The sequence below is a fragment of the Geobacillus sp. WSUCF-018B genome (assembly GCF_002809985.1).
Lineage (GTDB): Bacteria > Bacillota > Bacilli > Bacillales > Anoxybacillaceae > Geobacillus > Geobacillus thermophilus.
Genome location: NZ_PIJF01000023.1, coordinates 1 through 21,504, shown reverse-complemented (window position 1 = coordinate 21,504; position 21,504 = coordinate 1). Strand labels below are relative to the sequence as shown.

Annotated in this window: 18 protein-coding genes, 1 other RNA gene and 1 other annotated feature; of the genes, 2 read left to right on the top strand and 17 right to left on the bottom strand. The window is 55.5% G+C overall.

Annotated features, from left to right (window positions below):
- Positions 1–16: 16 nt before the first annotated feature.
- The 14 genes from CV944_RS08650 to CV944_RS08590 form a co-directional block, all read right to left on the bottom strand.
- Positions 17–778, bottom strand: coding sequence for a tRNA threonylcarbamoyladenosine dehydratase (locus CV944_RS08650; RefSeq protein ID WP_033011922.1), 762 nt, complete (start codon positions 776–778; stop codon positions 17–19).
- 151 nt (positions 779–929) lie between these two features.
- A non-coding RNA gene (gene ssrS, locus CV944_RS08645) (6S RNA) lies at positions 930–1,116 on the bottom strand.
- A gap of 76 nt (positions 1,117–1,192) precedes the next feature.
- Complete coding sequence (gene aspS, locus CV944_RS08640; RefSeq protein WP_094239010.1) at positions 1,193–2,965, bottom strand: aspartate--tRNA ligase; 1,773 nt, start codon at positions 2,963–2,965, stop codon at positions 1,193–1,195.
- A 4-nt stretch (positions 2,966–2,969) separates the two neighbouring features.
- Positions 2,970–4,250 (bottom strand): histidine--tRNA ligase, encoded by a 1,281-nt coding sequence (hisS, locus tag CV944_RS08635; RefSeq protein ID WP_063330509.1) that lies wholly within the window; start codon positions 4,248–4,250, stop codon positions 2,970–2,972.
- Positions 4,251–4,297: 47 nt separating this feature from the next.
- Positions 4,298–4,528, bottom strand: a binding site (T-box leader).
- A gap of 201 nt (positions 4,529–4,729) precedes the next feature.
- Complete coding sequence (gene ahpF / locus CV944_RS08630; RefSeq protein ID WP_100659853.1) at positions 4,730–6,259, bottom strand: alkyl hydroperoxide reductase subunit F; 1,530 nt, start codon at positions 6,257–6,259, stop codon at positions 4,730–4,732.
- Between the two features lie 14 nt (positions 6,260–6,273).
- Positions 6,274–6,837: an alkyl hydroperoxide reductase subunit C gene (gene ahpC / locus CV944_RS08625; protein WP_013144645.1), complete on the bottom strand. Its 564-nt coding sequence runs from the start codon at positions 6,835–6,837 to the stop codon at positions 6,274–6,276.
- A 184-nt stretch (positions 6,838–7,021) separates the two neighbouring features.
- Entirely contained in the window at positions 7,022–7,195 is a 174-nt protein-coding gene (locus CV944_RS17455; RefSeq protein ID WP_033011916.1) for a hypothetical protein, read from the bottom strand.
- A gap of 80 nt (positions 7,196–7,275) precedes the next feature.
- Entirely contained in the window at positions 7,276–7,734 is a 459-nt protein-coding gene (gene dtd / locus CV944_RS08620) for a D-aminoacyl-tRNA deacylase (protein WP_047818787.1), read from the bottom strand.
- A gap of 22 nt (positions 7,735–7,756) precedes the next feature.
- Positions 7,757–9,955 carry a RelA/SpoT family protein gene (locus tag CV944_RS08615; protein ID WP_100659852.1) on the bottom strand — a complete coding sequence of 733 codons (2,199 nt, stop codon included), beginning with the start codon at positions 9,953–9,955 and terminating at the stop codon, positions 7,757–7,759.
- Positions 9,956–10,094: 139 nt separating this feature from the next.
- On the bottom strand, positions 10,095–10,607 hold the full coding sequence (locus CV944_RS08610; protein ID WP_033011913.1) for an adenine phosphoribosyltransferase: 513 nt from the start codon (positions 10,605–10,607) through the stop codon (positions 10,095–10,097).
- Complete coding sequence (recJ, locus tag CV944_RS08605) at positions 10,598–12,964, bottom strand: single-stranded-DNA-specific exonuclease RecJ (RefSeq protein WP_063330506.1); 2,367 nt, start codon at positions 12,962–12,964, stop codon at positions 10,598–10,600. The genes CV944_RS08610 and recJ overlap by 10 nt, the downstream gene beginning before the upstream one ends.
- A gap of 57 nt (positions 12,965–13,021) precedes the next feature.
- The gene (locus CV944_RS08600) at positions 13,022–13,924 is read right to left on the bottom strand and encodes a cation diffusion facilitator family transporter (protein ID WP_100659851.1); all 903 of its coding nucleotides are present in this window, start codon (positions 13,922–13,924) and stop codon (positions 13,022–13,024) included.
- Positions 13,925–14,050: 126 nt separating this feature from the next.
- Positions 14,051–16,303, bottom strand: coding sequence for a protein translocase subunit SecDF (gene secDF, locus CV944_RS08595; protein ID WP_100664077.1), 2,253 nt, complete (start codon positions 16,301–16,303; stop codon positions 14,051–14,053).
- A gap of 118 nt (positions 16,304–16,421) precedes the next feature.
- The gene (locus tag CV944_RS08590; protein WP_044743337.1) at positions 16,422–16,712 is read right to left on the bottom strand and encodes a post-transcriptional regulator; all 291 of its coding nucleotides are present in this window, start codon (positions 16,710–16,712) and stop codon (positions 16,422–16,424) included.
- Between the two features lie 107 nt (positions 16,713–16,819).
- On the opposite strand from CV944_RS08590, the gene spoVB reads away from it, so the two are divergent.
- Positions 16,820–18,382, top strand: coding sequence for a stage V sporulation protein B (spoVB, locus tag CV944_RS08585; RefSeq protein ID WP_100664076.1), 1,563 nt, complete (start codon positions 16,820–16,822; stop codon positions 18,380–18,382).
- A gap of 66 nt (positions 18,383–18,448) precedes the next feature.
- Positions 18,449–18,832: a TIGR04086 family membrane protein gene (locus tag CV944_RS08580; protein WP_100664075.1), complete on the top strand. Its 384-nt coding sequence runs from the start codon at positions 18,449–18,451 to the stop codon at positions 18,830–18,832.
- Between the two features lie 94 nt (positions 18,833–18,926).
- On the opposite strand, the gene yajC is transcribed toward CV944_RS08580, so the two are convergent.
- The 3 genes from yajC to queA are packed head-to-tail and all read right to left on the bottom strand — an operon-like array spanning position 18,927 to position 21,411.
- The gene (yajC, locus tag CV944_RS08575) at positions 18,927–19,199 is read right to left on the bottom strand and encodes a preprotein translocase subunit YajC (protein ID WP_044743340.1); all 273 of its coding nucleotides are present in this window, start codon (positions 19,197–19,199) and stop codon (positions 18,927–18,929) included.
- 23 nt (positions 19,200–19,222) lie between these two features.
- Positions 19,223–20,365, bottom strand: a complete 1,143-nt coding sequence (tgt, locus tag CV944_RS08570; RefSeq protein WP_100664074.1) for a tRNA guanosine(34) transglycosylase Tgt — start codon at positions 20,363–20,365, stop codon at positions 19,223–19,225.
- Positions 20,366–20,382: 17 nt separating this feature from the next.
- Positions 20,383–21,411: a tRNA preQ1(34) S-adenosylmethionine ribosyltransferase-isomerase QueA gene (gene queA, locus CV944_RS08565; protein WP_100664073.1), complete on the bottom strand. Its 1,029-nt coding sequence runs from the start codon at positions 21,409–21,411 to the stop codon at positions 20,383–20,385.
- Positions 21,412–21,504: the final 93 nt, after the last annotated feature.

The following is a 21,504-nucleotide window of genomic DNA, read 5'->3' as shown; positions in this document are numbered from 1 at the left end:
TCTGCCCATCGTTTCCTCATTCGCCGACGCGGGCGATGGGGATGTCTTTTAACAATTCATTGATGACGTAAGACGCCATAATGAGCCCGGCAACCGACGGAACAAACGCATTCGATGACGGCGGCATTTTCGCTTTGCGGATCGGCGAAGCATCGTTGCCGACGACTTGGCGGACGTCTTCGCGGATTTTCACCGGTTTTTCGTCGGAAAAGACGACCGGTATGCCGCGGCGAATCCCTTCTTTGCGCAGCTTGGCGCGGATGACTTTCGCAATCGGATCGGTGTGCGTTTTTGAAATGTCGACAATGCGAAAGCGGGTCGGATCCATTTTGTTTGCCGCCCCCATGCTCGAGATGATCGGAATGCCGCGCTTAAGGCATTGTTTCATTAAATGCACTTTATACACGATCGTGTCGGACGCATCGATGACAAAATCCAAGTCATAGGCAAAAAACTGCTCATACGTCTCTTCCGTATAAAACATTTGCAAAGCGATGACCTCGCACTCCGGGTTAATGTCGGCGATGCGTTCTTTCATCAGCTCGACTTTCGGGCGGCCGATCGTTGACAATAAGGCGTGGATTTGCCGGTTAATGTTCGTAATATCAACATTGTCGCGGTCCACCAGCACCAACCGGCCGACGCCGGAGCGGGCAAGTGCCTCGACGGCAAACGACCCGACACCGCCGACGCCAAGCACCGCCACGGTGGCGTTTTTTAAGCGTTCCAGCCCTTCTTTGCCAATCGCGAGTTCATTGCGGGAAAATTGGTGCAGCATCGTTCTCCTCTCCGTTTGCTTCAAAATTGATGTTTATGCCGCTTTTTATCCTACCATCAAGACAGCAAAAGAGGCAACGGCATTTTGCTGGCAAAACAAAACCCCTATGCGGCCATCCGCATAGGGGAAATGCTGTTGATTCCTTAATGTCGCCAGTCCCAATCGTGCCGTCGATGCCTTCGTTTTGAACCCGCTCTCCCATAGGTGGGTGCCCTGTTCCAAGGTTTGCGCTTCCCCTGTGACGAAGGGGCGTGCACGCCGCTTGGAAACCCCGGGCTCCCGGATCATCTACTGTTCGGTCAAAACGATGGGTGACTCGACGAACACATTAGGACGGTGTGTTGCTTTGATTGTATCATATTTTTTCGCGTTTGTGAACCTCTGCCGCCAATGTTTCTCCTTCCAACGGCGCCATTATTCCTCACGAGGAAGCACAACGGCCAAATGCAGCTCCTCGAGCTGCTTTTCGCTGACCGGGCCCGGCGCTTCCGTCAATAGGCAGCTCGCACTCGCCGTTTTCGGGAAGGCGATCGTGTCGCGCAAGTTCGTGCGCCCCGCAAGCAGCATGACGAGCCGGTCGAGGCCGAGGGCGATGCCGCCATGCGGCGGGGTGCCGTATTCAAACGCCTCAAGCAGGAAGCCGAATTGGCGGCGCGCTTCTTCTTTGCTGAACCCTAAAGCCTGGAACATTTTTTCTTGCACGTCGCGCTCGAAAATGCGGAGCGAACCGCCGCCGAGCTCGTACCCGTTTAACACTAAATCGTACGCCTGTGCGCGAACGGCGCCCGGGTTTGTCTCAAGCAGCGGAATGTCGTCGCGCACCGGCATCGTAAACGGATGGTGGGCGGCGTAGTAGCGTCCTTCTTCTTCGTCGTACTCCAACAGCGGCCAGTCGGTGACCCATAAAAACGCCAGTCTCGTTTCATCGATCAAACCGAGCTCTTTGCCAAGCTTCAGCCGGAGCGCCCCAAGCGCAGCGGCGACGACCGCAGGCCGGTCAGCGACAAACAGAAGCAAGTCTCCGTCGTCGACAGCGAGCAGCTGCCGCAATGCCGTCTGTTCGTCGGCGGTGAAAAATTTGGCGATCGGCCCTTTCAGCTCATCTCCTTCCGCTTTCAGCCAGGCGAGCCCTTTCGCCCCGTAGCGGGCCGCAAATTCGCCTAACGCGTCGATGTCTTTGCGCGAATAGCGGCTTGCAGCGCCTTTGACGTTGATCGCCTTCACTTGCCCGCCTTCCTTGACCGTGCGGGCGAACACTTGAAACGCCGAATCCCGGACGGCTTCAGATACATCGACGAGCTCAAGGCCAAAGCGCACATCCGGTTTATCGGAACCGTAGCGGTTCATCGCTTCGGCATACGTCATGCGCGGGAACGGGCGCGGGATATCGATGCCTTTGGCCGCTTTGACGACCGCCGCCATCATCCGCTCCGTTAAATCGATAATATCTTCCTGGCTGATAAACGACATTTCAATATCGATTTGCGTAAACTCCGGCTGGCGGTCGGCGCGCAAGTCTTCATCGCGGAAGCAGCGGGCGATCTGGTAATAGCGCTCAAAGCCGCCGACCATCAGCAGCTGCTTAAAAATTTGCGGCGACTGCGGCAAAGCGTAAAACTCGCCAGGGTGGACGCGGCTTGGCACTAAATAGTCGCGCGCCCCCTCCGGCGTGCTTTTCGTCAACATCGGCGTCTCGATTTCCAAAAAGCGCTCGCCATCCAAAAAGTCGCGCACCGCTTTCGTCACTTTATGGCGAAGCGCAAGCGTCTGAAACATGACCGGGCGGCGCAAATCCAAATACCGATACTTTAAGCGCACATCTTCCGCCGCGTCCGTATCGTCGGAAATGGCAAACGGCGGCGTTTTCGCTTCGTTGATAATGTCAATTCGCTCGGCTTGGATTTCAATGCGGCCGGTCGCAATGTTCGGATTGACCGTCTCCGGTGCGCGGGCGACGACCGTTCCTTCGACGCTTAAAACGTATTCGCTCCGCACGCGTTCCGCTGCCGCCAACGCCTCGGCCGAGACGTCGGGGCTGGCGACGACTTGGACAATGCCGGTCCGGTCGCGCAAATCAATGAAAATGAGCCCGCCTAAGTCGCGGCGTTTTTGCACCCACCCTTTCAATATGACGCGCTCGCCAACCGCTGTTTCCGGCACTTCCCCACAATAATACGTCCGCTGCATCGTGTTACTCCTCCCGTCCTGTCCGTTTTGCCAAAACATGCGCCAGTTCGCCAAACGGCACTTTCATCTGCTCGCCGCTGGCCATGTCTTTAACGGTTGCCGCCCCGCTTTCCAGCTCTTCGTCGCCGATCATGGCGACAAACGACGCACCAAGCCGGTCGGCCGCTTTCAGCTGGGCTTTCATTTTCCGCCCCAAATAGTCTTGATCAACGCGCAGTCCGGCGCGGCGCAATTCATAGACGAGGCGGACCGCTTCCGTTTTCGCCTGCTCGCCGACGGCGACGACGTAGCAATCGAGCCCGCGGCGGACCGGCAGCTCTCCCCCTTCCGCCTCGAGAGCCGCCAGGAGGCGCTCAATGCTGAGCGCAAAGCCGATGCCCGGCGTTTCCGGACCGCCGATTTCTTGGACGAGCCCGTTGTAACGACCGCCGCCGCACAGCGTCGCCCCCGCCCCGAATCCTTCGAGATCGCTCATAATTTCAAATGTCGTATGGTTGTAGTAGTCGAGCCCGCGCACGAGCCGGGAGTCGATGACAAACGGAATGTCGAGCACCGCCAAATAGTGCTTCACTTTTTCAAAGTAAGCGCGCGATTCATCGTTCAAATAGTCCAAAATCGACGGCGCCGTCGCCATCAGTTCATGGCCGCGGTCCTTTTTGCAGTCGAGAATGCGAAGCGGATTCGTCTGAAGACGTGCTTGGCAATCTTCGCACAGCTCATGAATGCGGCTTTCAAAATGGCGAACAAGCGCCTCGCGGTGCGCCCGGCGGCTGTCAAGGTCGCCTAGGCTGTTGATCACCAGCCGGATATGCTGCAGCCCGAGTTCGTTATAAATGTGCATCGCCAGTGCGATCACTTCCGCATCGACCGCTGGATCGCTGCTGCCAAGCACTTCGACGCCAAACTGCACAAACTGGCGGAACCGCCCCGATTCAGGCCGTTCATAGCGGAACATCGGTCCAGTGTAATAGAGCTTGACCGGCTGGTTCGGGCTGCCGTACAGCTTATGCTCGACAAACGCTCTGGCAACCGGCGCTGTTCCTTCCGGGCGGAGCGTCAACGCGCGGCCGCCTTTGTCTTCAAACGTGTACATTTCTTTTTGCACGATGTCGGTCGTATCGCCGACCCCGCGCAAAAACAGCTCCGTATGTTCAAAAATCGGTGTGCGGATTTCCTCATAGCCATACCGTCCGCAAAGGTTGCGGACGACTTGCTCGACATGCTGCCATTTTTCCGTTTCACCCGGCAGCACATCCTGCGTCCCTCTTGGAATTTGAAACGGCATGTTCAATCCTCCTTTGCCCAAAATAAAAACGCCCTTGTCCCCATGACCATAGGGACGAGAGCGTCATTCCCGCGGTGCCACCCTAATTGAAGCCGATCGGCTTCCGCTTGTCGCCATTAACGCATGGCACACGTTCCCCTTTACTGGCGCAAAGCGCGTTCAAAGAGAAACCTACGGAGTGTCTTTCGTTAAGCCATCATGGAGAAGCGCTCGCAGCCTTGGGCGCTTCCTCTCTGGCCATGTGGGCCTTAACTACTTTTCTCCATCATCGGTTGTTCCGTATGAGAAAGATGTAATTTTATATTACGGATAATCTCGGCCGTTTGTCAAGTTGTCCTAGCGGCTGTGATCCATGGTTTTTCGCAAAGAGAAAAACCTTGATGTCTCATCGTATTTTTGATCTTAGTTTAAAAAAAGAGAGCCAATTCGTTGAACCGCCCCTCCATGGGATCGAAGAGGCGGTCCACCTTCGGCCCTCTTTAATGGCGAATCAAATAATCAAACGCGCTTAACGCCGCGGTTGCACCCGAGCCCATCGAGATAATGATTTGCTTATAGGCGCTGTCCGTGCAGTCGCCGGCGGCAAAGACACCTTCAAGGCTCGTCGCGCCGCGTTTGTCGACGATGATTTCACCGAAGCGATTCCGTTCCACCGTTCCTTCCAACCATTCGGTGTTCGGCACAAGGCCGATTTGCACGAACACGCCTTGCAATTCGATATGATGTTCTTCTCCTGTTTCCCGGTCAATGTACGTCAAGCCGTTGACTTTGTCCGTGCCGGTGATTTCCGTCGTTTGCGCGTTTTTTATCACCGTTACGTTCGGCAGGCTGTACAACCGGTTTTGCAGCACAGCATCCGCCTTGAGTTCAGGGGCGAACTCCAGCAGCGTCACATGGCTGGCAATGCCGGCGAGGTCAATCGCCGCTTCGACGCCGGAGTTGCCGCCGCCGATGACCGCCACATGCTTGCCTTCAAACAGCGGACCGTCGCAGTGCGGGCAGTAGGCGACGCCTTTGTTTTTGAACTCGTCCTCGCCCGGCACACCGAGATTACGCCAGCGAGCGCCGGTGGCGATAATGACCGTCTTGCTTTTCAGCACAGCGCCGTTTTCTAGCTCGACTTCAATCAAGTCTTTTTTCTCGAGCCGTTTTGCGCGCTGTGAACTCATGACGTCGACGTCGTACTGCTTTACATGCTCTTCTAGGCTGGCCGCCAGTTTCGGCCCTTCCGTATATTTGACGCTAATAAAGTTCTCGATAGCGAGCGTGTCCAAAATTTGCCCGCCGAAACGCTCCGCGACAATGCCGGTGCGGATGCCTTTGCGCGCTGCATAAATCGCCGCTGCCGCTCCAGCCGGTCCACCGCCGACAACGAGTACATCAAACGGATCCTTATTGGCAAAATCGGAAGCATCTGGTGCGCTTCCTAATTTGGCAAGAATATCTTCAATCGACATGCGGCCGCTCGCGAACAGTTTGCCATTTAAAAAGACCGTCGGCACAGCCATGATCCCTTTTTGCTCCGCTTCTTCTTTAAACGCCGCCCCGTCGATCATCGTATGCGAAATGTCTGGGTTCAACACGCTCATAATGTTGAGCGCTTGGACGACGTCCGGGCAGTTGTGGCAGGTCAAGCTGACGTACGTTTCAAAATGATGTTTGCCTCTGATTTGTTGAATGCGGTCCACGACGTCTTGGCTGACTTTCGGCGGCCGCCCGCTCGCTTGAAGCAGCGCCAAAACGAGGGACGTAAATTCATGGCCGAGCGGCACGCCGGCGAAGGTGATGCCGGTGTTTTCGCCGACCCGGTTGACGCTGAAGCTCGGTGTTCGTTCCAGTTTTGCTTTCTCCACCTTGATTTTTGGCGACATGGCCGTCAGTTCATCGATCAAGGCAAGGAGATCGCGGGAAACTGGATCGTCTCCCGCGCTTACCGTCAAGACAATATCATTTTCAAGCAATTGCAAATACTGGGCTAGTTGCGCCTTGATGTCAGCATCCAGCAGCATCGCCTAAGCCCCCCTTAAATTTTGCCGACGAGGTCTAGGCTTGGCTTCAGCGTTTCCGCTCCTTCTTTCCATTTCGCCGGGCAGACTTCACCCGGGTGGTTGCGCACGTATTGGGCCGCTTTAATTTTATCAATCAGCGTGCTGGCGTTGCGGCCGATGCCGTCCGCATTGATTTCCACCGCTTGAATGACGCCGTCTGGGTCAATGATGAACGTGCCGCGTTGCGCCAATCCTTGTTCTTCATCGAGCACATCAAACATGCGCGACAGTTGATGCGACGGGTCGCCGATCATCACGTATTCGATTTTGCCGATAGCTGGCGATGTATCGTGCCATGCTTTATGAGTAAAGTGGGTGTCGGTCGAAACCGAGTACACTTCCACGCCAAGTTCTTTAAACGTTGCGTAATGATCTTGCAAGTCTTCGAGCTCCGTCGGGCAGACGAACGTAAAGTCCGCTGGATAGAAGCAAACGATGCTCCATTTCCCCATGAAGTCTTGCTCTGTCACTTCGATGAATTCGCCGTTGTGATACGCTTGTGCTCGGAATGGTTGCACTTTTTTTCCTACGAGTGACATTCTTCATCTACCTCCTGTGACTGCTGATTAGATTATAATAATTTTAATACGATATTCATTATCATATGGGCGTCCGCATTTGTCAACACATATGCTTAAATTTCTTTCCATTCCCCTCTGTCATTTTCACACACCACGGCGCGCGCCTGTAAAAACGCACAACAAATTCCCGGCCGGCTTTTGTTTACGGGCGGAAGCGCTGCTGCTTCAACATTTGCACATCCCGCAGCGTCACGCCGAACTCCGAAGCCAGCTCAAAGGCGCTATAGTCAGCTTCCACACGCATCCATTCATGGAAATCGGCAGAAAGCACATCGCTTGCCTGGTGCACCTGTTCACTTTTTCTCGTCTGCCGCATCGCCCTCCTCCTTTCTCTGCTATGCCACTGTTTTCATCTTTCCCATTTTTCGCCGAAAATAAAAAAGAAACCGGGAAACGTCATCCGTTTCCCGGTTTGTCCGCACTATCGATGATCAGCGTGACCGGCCCATCGTTCGTCAGCGAGACGTCCATCATCGCACCGAACACGCCGGTTTCCACGCGGACGCCTTTTTCGCGCAAGAAAGTGTTGAACGCCTCATACAGCGGCAGGGCATGATCAGGCTTGGCCGCCGCCATAAAGTTCGGCCGCCGCCCTTTCCGGCAGTCGCCATAAAGGGTGAACTGCGACACGGACAACACTGCCCCGCCGACCTCAAGCAGCGAGCGGTTCATTTTCCCCTGTTCGTCTTCAAAAATGCGCAAATGGGCGATTTTCTCTGCCAAATAGGCGGCGTCGGCTTCCGTGTCGTCGTGCGTGACGCCAAGAAGCACCACAAGCCCGGCGGCGATCGCCCCGACGACCTCGCCGTCGACGGTGACTTTGGCCTGCTTTGCCCGCTGAATGACCGCTCTCATCGTCTTCCTCCTTTCGCCGCCTCTAATTGTTCATGAGGCGCTGAACCGAATAAATGTCGGGAATTTGCTTAATGCGTTCCACCACTTTTTGCAAATGGCTGATATTATGAATGGCGATCGTCATATGGATCGTCGCAATTTTATGGCGATGATCCGAGCGGCCGGAGACGGCGGAAATATCGGTGCGCGTTTCGTTCACCGCCTGCAGCACTTCATTGAGCAAGCCGCGGCGGTCAAACCCGGTGATTTCAATGTCGACGTTATACTCGCGCTCGCCGCCTGTGCCGCTTTCCCATTCGACCGCAATGAGCCGGTCGGCCGCTTCTTCGGTCTTGACGTTCGGGCAGTCGGCGCGGTGGACGGAAATGCCGCGGCCGCGGGTGATAAAGCCGATAATCTCATCGCCCGGCACCGGGTTGCAGCAACGCGACAGGCGGATGAGCAAGTTGTCGACCCCCTGGACGCGAATGCCGCAGTCGCGCTTTTTTCCAGTCGGCAGCTTCGCTTCAAAAACGGCTTCGGCCAGCTTCCGCTCCTGCTCTTCCAAATCGCGCTGCTTCCGCCATTTTTCCGTCAACCGATGGGCGATTTGCGCCGCCGTAATCCCGTGGTAGCCGACTGCCGCATACATATCGTCTTCATTCGAAAAATTAAATTTTTCCGCAACGCGCTTGACGTTGTCCGCCGTCATCACTTCTTTCGGTTCAAAACCGAGGCTGCGCACTTCTTTTTCGACCATTTCTTTTCCTTTTTCGATATTTTCTTCACGCCGCTGTTTTTTGAAAAACTGTCGGATTTTGTTGCGCGCCTGCGACGTCTTGGCGAGCTTCAGCCAGTCCTGGCTTGGACCGTACGAATGTTTCGACGTCAAAATTTCCACGATGTCGCCCGTCTGAAGCTTATAGTCAAGCGGCACCATTTTGCCGTTCACTTTGGCGCCGATCGTTTTATTGCCGATTTCCGAATGGATGCGATAGGCGAAATCGATCGGCACCGACCCGGCTGGCAGCTCGATGACGTCGCCCTTTGGCGTGAAAACGAACACCATATCGGAAAACAAGTCCATCTTGAGCGATTCCATGAACTCTTCGGCATTGCTCGCGTCGTTTTGCCACTCCAAAATTTCCCGAAACCAAGACAGCTTTTCTTCAAATGAATTAGGTTTGATCGTCTTTCCTTCTTTGTACGCCCAATGGGCGGCAATTCCGAACTCGGCGATTTGATGCATTTCGAATGTGCGGATTTGCACCTCGAGCGGCTCGCCCTTGGGGCCGATCACCGTCGTGTGGAGCGACTGGTACATGTTCGGCTTCGGCATGGCGATGTAGTCTTTGAAGCGTCCTGGCATCGGCTTCCAGCATGTATGGATGATGCCGAGCACCGCGTAGCAGTCTTTAATGCTGTTGACAATGATGCGGACGGCAAGCAAATCGTAAATTTCATTAAACTGTTTGTTTTGCATTACCATTTTTCGGTAAATGCTGTAAATATGCTTCGGGCGTCCGGAAATTTCGCACGGGATGTGCACTTCATTAAGTCGTTCGCGCACCTCTTGAATGACCTCTTCCAAATATTGCTCGCGCTCGGCGCGCTTTTTCTTCATCAAATTGACGATGCGGTAGTACTGCTGCGGATTTAAATAGCGAAGCGCCGTATCCTCAAGCTCCCACTTAATTTTCGAAATGCCGAGCCGATGGGCAAGCGGGGCGAAAATTTCAAGCGTCTCATTGGCAATGCGCCGCTGTTTTTCGGCCGGCAAATGTTTCAATGTCCGCATGTTGTGCAGACGGTCGGCCAGCTTGATTAAAATGACGCGGATATCTTGCGCCATGGCCAAAAACATTTTTCGATGGTTTTCCGCCTGCTGCTCTTCCTGCGACTTATATTTAATTTTGCCGAGCTTCGTCACCCCGTCGACAAGCATCGCCACTTCCGCGCCGAACTCGCGCTCAAGGTCTTCTTTTGTCGCCTCGGTGTCTTCGATGACATCATGCAAAAACCCGGCGGCGACTGTTGTGGCATCCATCTTTAAGTCCACCAAAATGCCCGCGACTTGAATGGGGTGGATGATGTATGGTTCGCCCGATTTCCGGAATTGGTCGCGATGGGCGTGCTTGGCAAACTCATACGCCTTTTTCAAAAAGGCAACGTCCTGTTCCGACAAATAACAGCTCGCCTGTTCAAACACTTGCTCCGCTGTCAACACTTGTTCATTCGCCATATGGTTGGATCACCTTTGATTTCCGTAAAATAAAATCCATGCGATAAGACAAAAGCACCGTCACGTTAATAAGAAAGAGCACTCGTGCGAGTGCCCCTTTTTTACTATTGTATCCGAAGAAGCGAATCATGTCGACCATTTAAAACTGCATGAGCGCCAAAATATCGTAGCCTTCCAATTTTTTGCGGCCGCCAAGCTCCGTGAGTTCAATCAAAAACGCCAAGCCAGCCACCACTCCGCCGAGCTGCTCGACCAAATCGATCGTCGCCCGCATCGTGCCGCCCGTCGCCAGCAAGTCATCCGTAATCAACACACGTTGGCCTGGTTTAATGGCGTCTTTATGCATTGTCAGCACGTCTGTCCCATACTCGAGCCCGTACTCGACGCGGACGACTTCGCGCGGCAATTTTCCTTCCTTGCGCACCGGGGCAAACCCGACGCCGAGCGCGTAGGCGACCGGGCAGCCGATAATAAAGCCGCGCGCTTCCGGACCGACGACGATATCGATCTGCTTTTCGCGCGCATATTGAACGATTTGATCGGTCGCGTATTTATACGCTTTTCCATTATCCATCAACGTCGTAATATCTTTAAACAAAATGCCCGGTTTCGGAAAGTCCGGCACGATCGTAATATATTGTTTTAAATCCATTGTACGTTTGCCTCCTCGTGCGTTTGCGAACGTGTCATGTCCAACAAACAGCGGTTAAGCTGCTCATAAGTAGAATATAATAACTGTTGCTCCACCTCAAGCTCGTCCCGCCAGCGGCGGTACGTCGGCGATTCGTGCAAATCGCGCTTCGCCGGCGCGCGGACGAGCGAAATGACGCCGTTTTGCTCCGTAATAAACTCCAACTCCAAAAACACTTTCGCCATAAAATGAACGGTCTCTTCCGTCCAACCGCGGGCGCGCGCCAATTGCCCGCCCCGCTCGGCAAGCGGGAACGAACGGTATTTGTGCAACAGCGCATAAAACCATTTAAAATGATCGCGCGTCGGGAACGTACGGAAAAATCGGGCTTCCGGCTGGGCGAACAGCGCATAAATGCGCGCCGGCTCCTTGCCCCCAAGCAAGGCGGCAAGCCTTCCGAGCGTCGGCGGCAAATCAAGCAGAACAACGTAACGGCCGCTAATCTCCAGCGCACCCGCCTCTTCGTCCGTCAGCACGCAGCGAAGTTCCCCGCGAAACGAGGCTAAATCAGGGCGCGCGCCCGTTCCTTGGCGAAACATGACAAGCAGCCGCTTTTCTTTTGGCAACCGCTCAAGAAAGGGACGGACGTCGCGGCAGCCGCGGATGTCAAACAGCTGGCAGTGGCTGACCGCCAGATCACACAGCGACAGCTGCGCCTTCGCCAGCCCGTTCCATTCATTCACGGAAAGCTCCCCGACTGCCGAAACGCGCGCCCCCGGGGCGATTTCCTCACACAGCGGTCCGAGGCCAAAACCAATGGCGTCGACTGAGGCGCCCTCCTGCGCAAACACCGCCTTCATATGGGCGCCGTTCGCTCCGACGCGCCGCATCGTTTCAACGGACGCCCCTTCAATGAGAACAAGCGGCCGCGGATTGCCGACGCCAAACGGAGCGAGCCGTTCGAGCCCGCGGGCGGCGTCGAGCGTCAGCTCAGCGACCGAACAAGAGGCGTCAATAAACGTCAGCGGCGTCAAGTCGTCATCGGACAGCGTTTCCGCGGCGATGGCGTTCAGCCGCCGCCGCAATGGTTCTACATCGTCAAGCGCCAACGTCATTCCTGCGGCCATCGGATGGCCGCCGAAATGCGGCAACAGGTCGCGGCACCGCGACAAACTGGCGAACAAGTCGAACCCGTGGATGCTGCGTGCCGACCCTTTGGCGATCCCTTTTTCCCGGTCAACCGCCAGCACCACCGCCGGGCGGTAAAACTGCTCGACGAGCTTGGAGGCGACAATGCCGACGACCCCGGCATTCCACCCTTCGCCGGCGACAACAAGCACGCGGTGTTCTTCAGGGGGAAACTGACGGCGCACCATCTCGGCTGCCTCGTCCGCAATTTGCGCCACCAACTGCTGGCGTTCGCGGTTTAACTCGTCCATCTCCGCCGCCAGTTGCGCCGCTTCGTCCTCATCGTCCGTCATTAAGAGCGCCACCGCCGGGTCGGCGCCGCCGAGGCGCCCGGCCGCATTCAACCGCGGCGCAATGACAAAGCCGACCGTTTGTTCATTTAAAGCGGCGGCATCAATGCGGCATTGCCGCCAAAGGGCGCGCAGACCGGCGCGCTTCGTTTCTCGCAGCGCTTCAAGTCCTTGGGCGGCGAGAATCCGGTTTTCCCCAACGAGCGGCACTAAATCGGCAATCGTTCCAATCGCCACCAAATCAAGCAAATGGTGCGGCACTCGCCCAAGCAGAGCATGCGCGACTTTGAAGGCGACGCCGACACCAGCCAAGTCGCGAAACGGGTATGTACTTCCTTGCTTTTTCGGATGAATGATCGCATACGCCTTCGGCAGCACCGGCCCTGGTTCGTGATGGTCGGTCACAATGACGTCAAGCCCCCACTCGTTAGCGGCGGCGATTTCATTGACCGCCGCAATTCCGTTGTCGACGGTCACAATCACGGAAACGCCCCGCTCTTTGGCGGCGCGGAATGCCGCCATATTCGGGCCGTATCCTTCCGTAAAGCGATTGGGAATGTAGAACTCGACTGACGCTCCCGCCTCCTTGAGCGCGCTCATCATGACGGACGTGCTGCAGACGCCATCGGCATCGTAATCGCCGTACACAAGAATGCGCTCGCCCGCCTCAATCGCCCGCCTGAGGCGCTGGATGGCCCGCTCCATCCCATCAAGCAGAAACGGATCATGAAACGGCTGCCGAAGCGGATGAAGAAACGCAGCTGCTTCCGCCGCCGTTCGCACGCCGCGGCAGACGAGCAACCGCGCCAACAGCGGCGCAAGGCTGGCTTCTTCAGCCAGCCGCTGTACAATCTGTTCGTCGGGGCGACCCACTTCCCAACGCGTTTTCGCTTGCAACATGTCCCCCACCTCAACTCTTCTTATTATACAAAAAGAAGAAAAGGGCAGGCAACGACGTTACGTGTTTTTTTCCGGGTCGTACGGATTGATATGCACCATCACGTCGCGGACGCGCGGCAAAGTGAGCAGCTTTTCTTTCACTTTTTTCCCGATCCGGTGCCCCTCCTCAACGGTCAACCGTGGATCAACTGCAATCTTTAAATCCACAATGACATAGTGGCCATGCTCGCGTGCATACAACTCGTTAATTTGCCGCACATCGGGAATGGACAAGACCGCCTCGCGCAAATAGCCGGCCTCTTCCTCGTGCAGCACATGGTCAATCGCCGTATGGATCGAATGGCGTCCAAGCTCCCATGCCATTTTCAACACAAGAATCGCCACGAACAGCCCGGCAAGCGGATCAGCGTACACAAGCCAGCCGATCCCCCATTTTCCGCCGAGAATGGCGGCGCCGACGCCGGCGAGCGCGGCGAGTGAAGAGAAAACGTCGGAGCGGTGCTCGTAAGCGTTGACGATTAATGCATCGCTTTGCAGTTTTTTTCCGAGCCGGTATTTGTAGCGGAACATCGCTTCTTTGACAGCAATCGACAACAACAGAACATAAATGGCCGCGACCCCCGGCGGCGACAGTGGGGCAAAAAAGGATTCAAGCGCGGAACGCCCGATCTCGAGCCCGACGAGAAACAGAAGAACCGCCACAATAATGGCGGCGATGGATTCCGCCTTTCCGTGCCCGTACGGATGGTCTTCATCCGGCGGGCACGCCGCGGCGCGCAGCCCGACCCAAACAGCAAACGAGCCGGCGACATCGGACGCCGAATGAGCGGCGTCAGCAATTAACGCCTGGCTTTGGCTCCATATGCCGACGGCCGCCTTGACGACAGCGAGCGCCATGTTGCCGACGATGCCGACAGCCGCTGCTGTTTTCGCCTGCTTGAATCGCTGTTCGTTTTCCATATCCTTTGTCCCCCATCTTTTGCGTTTCGCCTGCTTTGCATCTGGCCATTAGTGTAACCCATTTTTCCCTCATCGTTGCGAAAGAAAAAGCACCGGAAAAAGCAAGCGCTGTTTCCGGTGCGGTCATTATAAGTTCGGTTCGGCTTCCGGCGCCGCTTTTTTTGCCCCTTTGCCTTTTTTGAGCTCCCGGCCTTTCCAGACGACCCAGAGCTGCGAGGCGATGCAAAGCGATGAGTATACGCCGCAAACAAGCCCGACAAGCAAGGCGAGGTTGAAGTTGCGGATTGCTTCGCTGCCGACCAAAAGCAAGGCGACGACGGTAAACAAGACGGTCAAGACGGTGTTGATCGAACGCGTAAACGTTTGCTGCAACGCCCGGTTGACGATATGCTGCAAGTCGCTGACCGTTTTCGGCTTCCGCCTTTTCATAAGATCGCGGATGCGGTCAAATGTGACGATCGTATCGTTGATCGAGTAGCCGATGATGGTCAACACGGCGGCGATAAACGTCAAGTCGACTTCCAGACGCGTTAAGCTGAACACGGTCACGATGAAGAACGCATCATGCAATAAGGCGATAATCGCCGCCAGCGCCATCCGCCATTCAAAACGGACGGTCACATAAAGGATGATCCCGATCGACGAAATGAGCACAGCGATGAGCGCATTGCGGGCGAGCTGCTTGCCGACGATCGGCGAGACGGTGCTTACGTTCGGCTCAAATCCATACGCTTCTTTCAACTCGCTTTTCAGCTTCGCAATTTCGTTTTTATCAAGCACGCCAATTAAGCGAACGACGCCTGTTTTCCCATCCGCGCCGGAAAGGATGACCTCCTTGGGTTCATGACCGAGCTCCTTGAAATAGCCGCGCAGCTCATCGGCATCGATCGGGCGGCTACTCGCCACCTCAATGCGCGTCCCGCTTGTAAAATCAATGCCGAGATTCAACCCGAGCGCTGCCAGCGAAATGACGCCGGCAAGCGTCAAGGCGCCGGAGAACAGGAAAAACTTTTTGCTATGTTTGACAAAATCCCAGCGGTCAAACTTCGTCGGCACTTCCGTTTCATCGGTCGTTTCAGCGATGTTTAAGATCTCCGACCGTTTCACCCCGAACCATTCCGGCTTTTTATCCAACCAGCGGCTCGAGACAAGCAGTCCGAGCAGCAGACGCGTGCCGTAAACCGCCGTGACGAAGGTGACGACAATGCTGATGATGAGCATCGTCGCAAACCCTTTGACCGAGCTTGTCCCGTAAATGAACAAGACCGCGCCGGCGATGATCGTGGTAAGGTTGGCATCAAAAATCGTCGCAAACGAGCCGCGGTTGCCGGCGCGAAACGCCGACAGCATCGACTTGCCGAGCTTAATTTCTTCCTTGATTCGCTCGTACGTAATAATGTTGGCATCGACCGCCATCCCGACCCCTAAAATGAGAGCGGCGATGCCCGGCAGCGTCAAGACGCCGTTCATCCAATCAAACAACAGCAAAATCAAATAAATATAGACGGACAACGTAATGACGGCAATGACTCCCGGCAGCCGGTAAAACCAAATCATAAACACGAAGATGGCAGCGATACCGATGATGCCGGCCAACATCGTTTTTTGCAAGGCGTTTTTCCCGAATTGGGCGCCGACAGACGTCGAGTAAATTTCATGCAACTCGACAGGAAGCGCGCCCGCGTTCAACAAATCGGCGAGCTGCTGCGCTTCTTTCACCGTAAAGTTGCCGACGATCGACACGTCGGTCTGGTTGAACACTTGGTTGACAGACGCGGCAGAAATAAATTTTGGATCCGCCTTGCCTGCTTCTTTTCGGTACGAATCGACTCCTTCTTGAAAATCGAGCCAGATGACCAAAATGTTGTTCGGCGGCCCCATCTTATACACTTTTTCCGTCACCTGGCGGAACTTGTCAGCATCTTTTAGTTTAATCGCCACGCTCGGCCGGCCGTTTTCATCAAACGACAGTTTTGCCCCGCCTTGGACGAGGTCGCTTCCGTCCATCAGCACGTTGTCATTCACATCGCGGAACGTGAGCTTCGCCTGCGTCGCCAAAATTTGGCGCGCTTCGTTTTGATCTTTCACTCCGGCGAGCTGGACGCGGATGCGATCGTTCCCTTCAATGTCGACGCGCGGCTCGCTGACGCCGAGGACGTTGATCCGCCGGTTTAAGGCGCTGACCGTGCTTTGGAGCGTTTCATGGTCAATTTTGTCGCCTTTTTTCGCCGGCTTCACTTCATACAGCACTTCAAATCCGCCTTGCAAATCAAGGCCCAGCTTTATGTTATGTACAATTCCTTGAATCGTCGGCCCCATCACTCCTGCAAACAACAACAAGAGGAGAAAAAAGGCGACGATGCGGCTTCGCTTTACCATCCGTTTTGAAATCCTCCTTTGGCTCATCTTGTCGGCCTAGCCGCCGCAGCGTCATCGTGAAACGGATCCGCTTCGACTTTCATTATGGGACAGCGGACGGCTAGTGTCAATTTTTCCGCTATAACAAATCGTGAAGAATGCGCTCCAGCTCATCCCCTCCAGTCAACCGCTGCTGCTCGTACGACCGCATCGTCAAAAAGGCCATATATTCCCCCGGCGAAAGCGACAAAATGTCGCTCACTAGTTCATGCAGCTTTTTTTCCGCCGCTCCATGTTTCCACCTGCGCGTCCGCAAACATTCCCACAGCCCGTCAAGCGTCACTTGCGTATAGCCGAGCAGGCGAAATTCATCATATTTGCACTCGAGCGCCGGCATAAGCTGTTCGCGCAGCTTTTGCTCGTGATCCATTCCCCACCCTCCCGCGCCATGCCAGCCATGATCCTTGTCATGCTTGGCCATATGTCTCGCATATATTGTATAAAAGATTAAGGCATTTGAGAAGGCAGGGAACGAAAATGTCCAAATTTTTGCAAGGGACGGTCATTTTAATCGCCGCCGGCTTTATTACAAAAATTCTTGGCTTCATCAACCGCATCGTCGTCGCCCGGATGATCGGCGATGAAGGGGTCGGGCTGTACATGATGGCGGTGCCGACGCTCGTGCTGGCGATCACCGCGACGCAAATCGGGCTGCCGGTCGCCATCGCGAAGCTTGTCGCTGAGGCGGAAGCGGCCGGCGACCGGCAACGGGTGAAAAAAATTCTTGTCGTGTCGCTCACGACGACCGGGGTGATGAGTCTCGTATTCCTGCCGGCGCTCATTGTTGCAGCGCCGTGGCTTTCGCGGACGATGTTCACCGACCCGCGCACGTACTACCCGTTAATGGCCATCGCCCCAGTCGTGCCAATCGTGGCGATTTCTTCGGTGTTGCGCGGCTATTTTCAAGGGCGCCAGCAAATGAAGCCATACGCCTACTCGCTTTTGATTGAACAAATCGTCCGCATCAGCTTGATCGCCTTATGCACAAGGCCTCTTTTGCCGTACGGCGTCGAATACGCCGCCGCCGGCGCCATGGCATCTTCCGTCCTTGGCGAACTGGCCGCCTTACTGTACTTGTTGTTTTTATTTAAGTTCAAAAAGTCCATCCGCCTGCGGACGAACTTTTTTCGCTACGTACATGCCGGTAAAGAAACGTTCGTCCGCCTCATGCGGATCGCCCTGCCAACGACCGGCGGCCGCCTGATCGGCTCGCTTTCCTGGTTTTTCGAGCCGATTGTCGTCGCCAATAGCTTGGCGTTAGCCGGTGTAGCCACATCGATGGCCACCAGGCAATACGGCCAGCTGGTCGGCTATGCGATCCCGTTGCTCACGCTGCCGTCATTCATTACGTACGCGCTCTCAACCGCGCTCGTTCCTGCCATCAGCGAGGCGATGGCGCAAAACAAGCCGGTGTTGGTCGAATACCGGATCGCCCAGGCGATGCGGCTGTCGCTCGTCACCGGCGGCCTTTCCGCCGTCGTCCTGTACATTTTTGCCGAACCGTTAATGCGGTGGATGTATGGCACAAGCGAAGCGGCCATCTTTATTCAGGTGATGGCGCCATTTTTCTTGTTTTACTATTTCCAAGGCCCGCTGCAAGCCGTGCTGCAAGGGCTTGATTTGGCGAACGCCGCCATGACGAACAGCTTGATCGGCGCGGTGGTGAAGCTCGCCTGCATTTTCGTTCTTGCCTCGCGGCCGGGTTTAGGCATTATGGGGGCAGCGCTGGCGACATCGGTCGGCACGGTGCTTGTGACGCTTCTCCATTTTGCCACCGTCGCCAAAGCGGTGTCGTTTTCCATTCATGTGCGCGAGTATGGGAAAGCGCTCATCGCCATCACCATAGCCGGCGCGGCCGGCTACGCGCTCTACCATCATCCGCCGGCGGCAGCGCCTTCATCGTCATGGACGCTGTTTGCGATGACGGCAACCATCGCTTTGTATACCGCTTCCCTTCTCGTCTTCCGGCTGATCAAACGGGAGGAACTCGTCTACCTGCCCGGACTGCACTGGCTGGCCGGGAAAAACGGAAGAAAATGAACTTCTAAACGTGTCCAACGGCGAATATATTGTGGTAAAACGATTGTGGGCAAGGGGGGGAGCACGGTGTCACGGCTTGGCAGCGCACTCGTCTACGGCGTCGCCACCATTTTCGTTTTGGCGGCATTCGTCAGCTTCGTTTTTTCGTTGCTGCTCAAATGGACGGATATTCATGAATCGTCGCTCACATGGATCATTTTTGCCGTCTCAGTCATCTCGATGTTCATCGGAGGGATCGTCGCCGGCGGGAAAAGCCAGGAAAAAGGGTGGCTTGCCGGCGGGTTGACCGGCCTTTCGTTTACGGTGATTATCTTTTTGTTTCAGTTTCTCGGCATCGAAAAACCGTTTACGGTCGAACAATGGCTATACCATCTCGGCTTTTTGATTGCCGCCTCCCTCGGCGGCATCGTCGGCGTCAACTTGTCGCCGGCGCGCCGCGAGCGGGCGTAAGCGGGCGCATCGATGCGAAAGCGGCTGTTTCATTGGGAAACAGCCGCTTTTTTTTGACGGCAGCCTGGCTTAGGCGCCGCCCTCTGAGCTTCCACTATGCCTTGCTTTCCGCCACCACTTCTCTTACCGCAGAGCGGTCGAACGTCAACCGCGTGCCGTCGCCGGCGCGGACGATGATTTTGTCTTCATCGACCGAGTCGATAATGCCATGCAAGCCGCCAATCGTGACGATTTTGTCACCTTTTTTCAAGTTCGCCTGCATTTGCTGGATGGCGCGCTGCCGCTTTTGCTGCGGACGGATGAGCAGGAAATAAAAAATGACGAAAAACAGCACGATCGGCAAGATGTTGGCAATCGCCGCGTTCATGCGATCCCCTCCTTTCTGGGCAGCTAAAAGTTTTTCGCGTTCGGCTTGTTGAAGCCGTAGCGTTCGAAAAATTCCTCACGAAAATCGGCAAGCCGATCTTCACGGATCGCTTGTCTCACCTGCTCCATTAATTTTATCAAAAAATAGACGTTATGGTAAGACGTGAGGCGGATGCCAAATGTTTCATCGCATTTGATGAGATGGCGAATGTAGGCGCGCGTATAGTTCCGGCACGTGTAGCAGTCGCAGTTCGGATCAAGCGGCGAAAAGTCGCGGGCGTACTGGGCATTTTTAATGACGACCCGACCTTCGCTCGTCATCACGGTGCCGTTGCGGCCGATGCGCGTCGGCAGCACGCAATCAAACATGTCGATGCCGCGGATCGCCCCGTCAATCAGCGAATCGGGCGACCCGACGCCCATTAAATAGCGGGGCTTGTCCGCTGGCAAAAGCGGCGTCGTAAACTCAAGCACCCGATTCATCACGTCTTTCGGCTCGCCGACCGACAATCCGCCGACCGCATAGCCGGGAAAATCGAGCGACACTAAATCGCGGGCGCTTTGGCGGCGCAATTCCTCATACTCGCCGCCCTGGACGATGCCAAACAGCCCTTGCTCGTCCGGCCGGCGGTGCGCTTTCAGGCAGCGCTCGGCCCAGCGGCTCGTCCGCTCAACCGACCGTTTCATATAGTCGTACGTCGCGGGATACGGCGGACATTCGTCAAACGCCATGATAATGTCCGCACCGAGCGCATTTTGAATTTCCATCGCTTTTTCCGGCGATAAAAACAGCTTATCGCCGTTTAAATGGTTGCGGAAATGGACGCCTTCTTCCTCGATGCGGCGGAATTCGCTCAAACTAAACACCTGGAAGCCTCCGGAATCGGTCAAAATGCCGCGGTCCCAGTTCATAAACGCGTGCAGGCCGCCCGCCTCCTCGACGATGTCATGGCCCGGCCGAAGCCATAAATGGTACGTGTTGCTCAAAATGACGCCTGCACCCATTTCCTTCAACTCTTCCGGCGACAGCGTCTTGACCGTCGCGAGCGTCCCGACCGGCATAAACATCGGCGTTTCAAACGACCCGTGCGGCGTATGGAGAATGCCAAGGCGCGCCCCAGTCTGCCGGCACGTTTTGATCAGTTCAAAGCGAATCGGTGTCGTCAACGTGCTGTTCTCCTTTCTCAAATGATGAGCATGGCATCACCGAAGCTGAAAAAGCGATACCGTTCCTTCACCGCTACCTCATAGGCATGCAAAATGTGCTCGCGTCCGGCCAGCGCACTCACGAGCATAATGAGCGTCGACTTCGGTAAATGGAAATTCGTGACCAGCCCATCAATCCCTTTGAACTCATAGCCGGGATAGATGAAAATGTCGGTCCAGCCGCTTTCGGCGACAAATCGGCCGTTATGTTTGCCGGCGATCGTCTCGAGCGTCCGTGTCGACGTCGTGCCGACGGCGATGATGCGGCCGCCTTGATTCCGGACACGGTTTAACGTTTCAGCCGTTTCCTCGCTCATTTGGTAAAACTCGGCGTGCATATCGTGCTTCTCGACTTCGTCCACTTGCACTGGCCGAAACGTGCCAAGCCCGACATGAAGGGTGATGAAGACGATATGCACCCCTTTTTGGCGAATGTCCTCAAGCAGCTCTTCGGTGAAATGCAAGCCGGCGGTCGGCGCTGCCGCCGAGCCGATTTCACGGGCATAAACGGTCTGATACCGCTCCGGGTCGTCGAGCTTTTCTTTAATGTACGGCGGCAGCGGCATCTCGCCAAGCTCGGCCAACACTTCATAAAACAAGCCGTCATACGAAAACTCAAGCACTCGCCCGCCGTGTTCCAGCGTATCGAGGCAGACGGCTTGAAGCTTCCCACCGCCAAAGGTGAGCTTCGTCCCCGGCTTGACCCGTTTGCCCGGCTTAACGAGCGTCTCCCAACGGTCGCCGTCAAGCTGCTTTAAAAGCAGCACTTCCACCGTCCCGCCCGTTTCCGCTTTTTCGCCGTAAAGACGCGCCGGCATGACGCGCGTATCGTTTAACACGAGGCAATCGCCCGGATTCAAGTACGAAATAATGTTGCGAAATGTTTCATGGCGGATGGCGCCCGTTCGTTTATCGAGCACCATAAGCCTTGACGCCGCCCGGTCCGGAAGCGGCGTTTGCGCAATCAACTCTTCCGGCAAATGAAAATCAAACAAATCGACTTTCATCCTATTTCGCGCAGGAGACTCCCACTTCAACGACCAAAGGGAGTAAGTGGGAGAGGAATGCGCGTTCCCCCCTTTCTTTTGTGTATGATATAA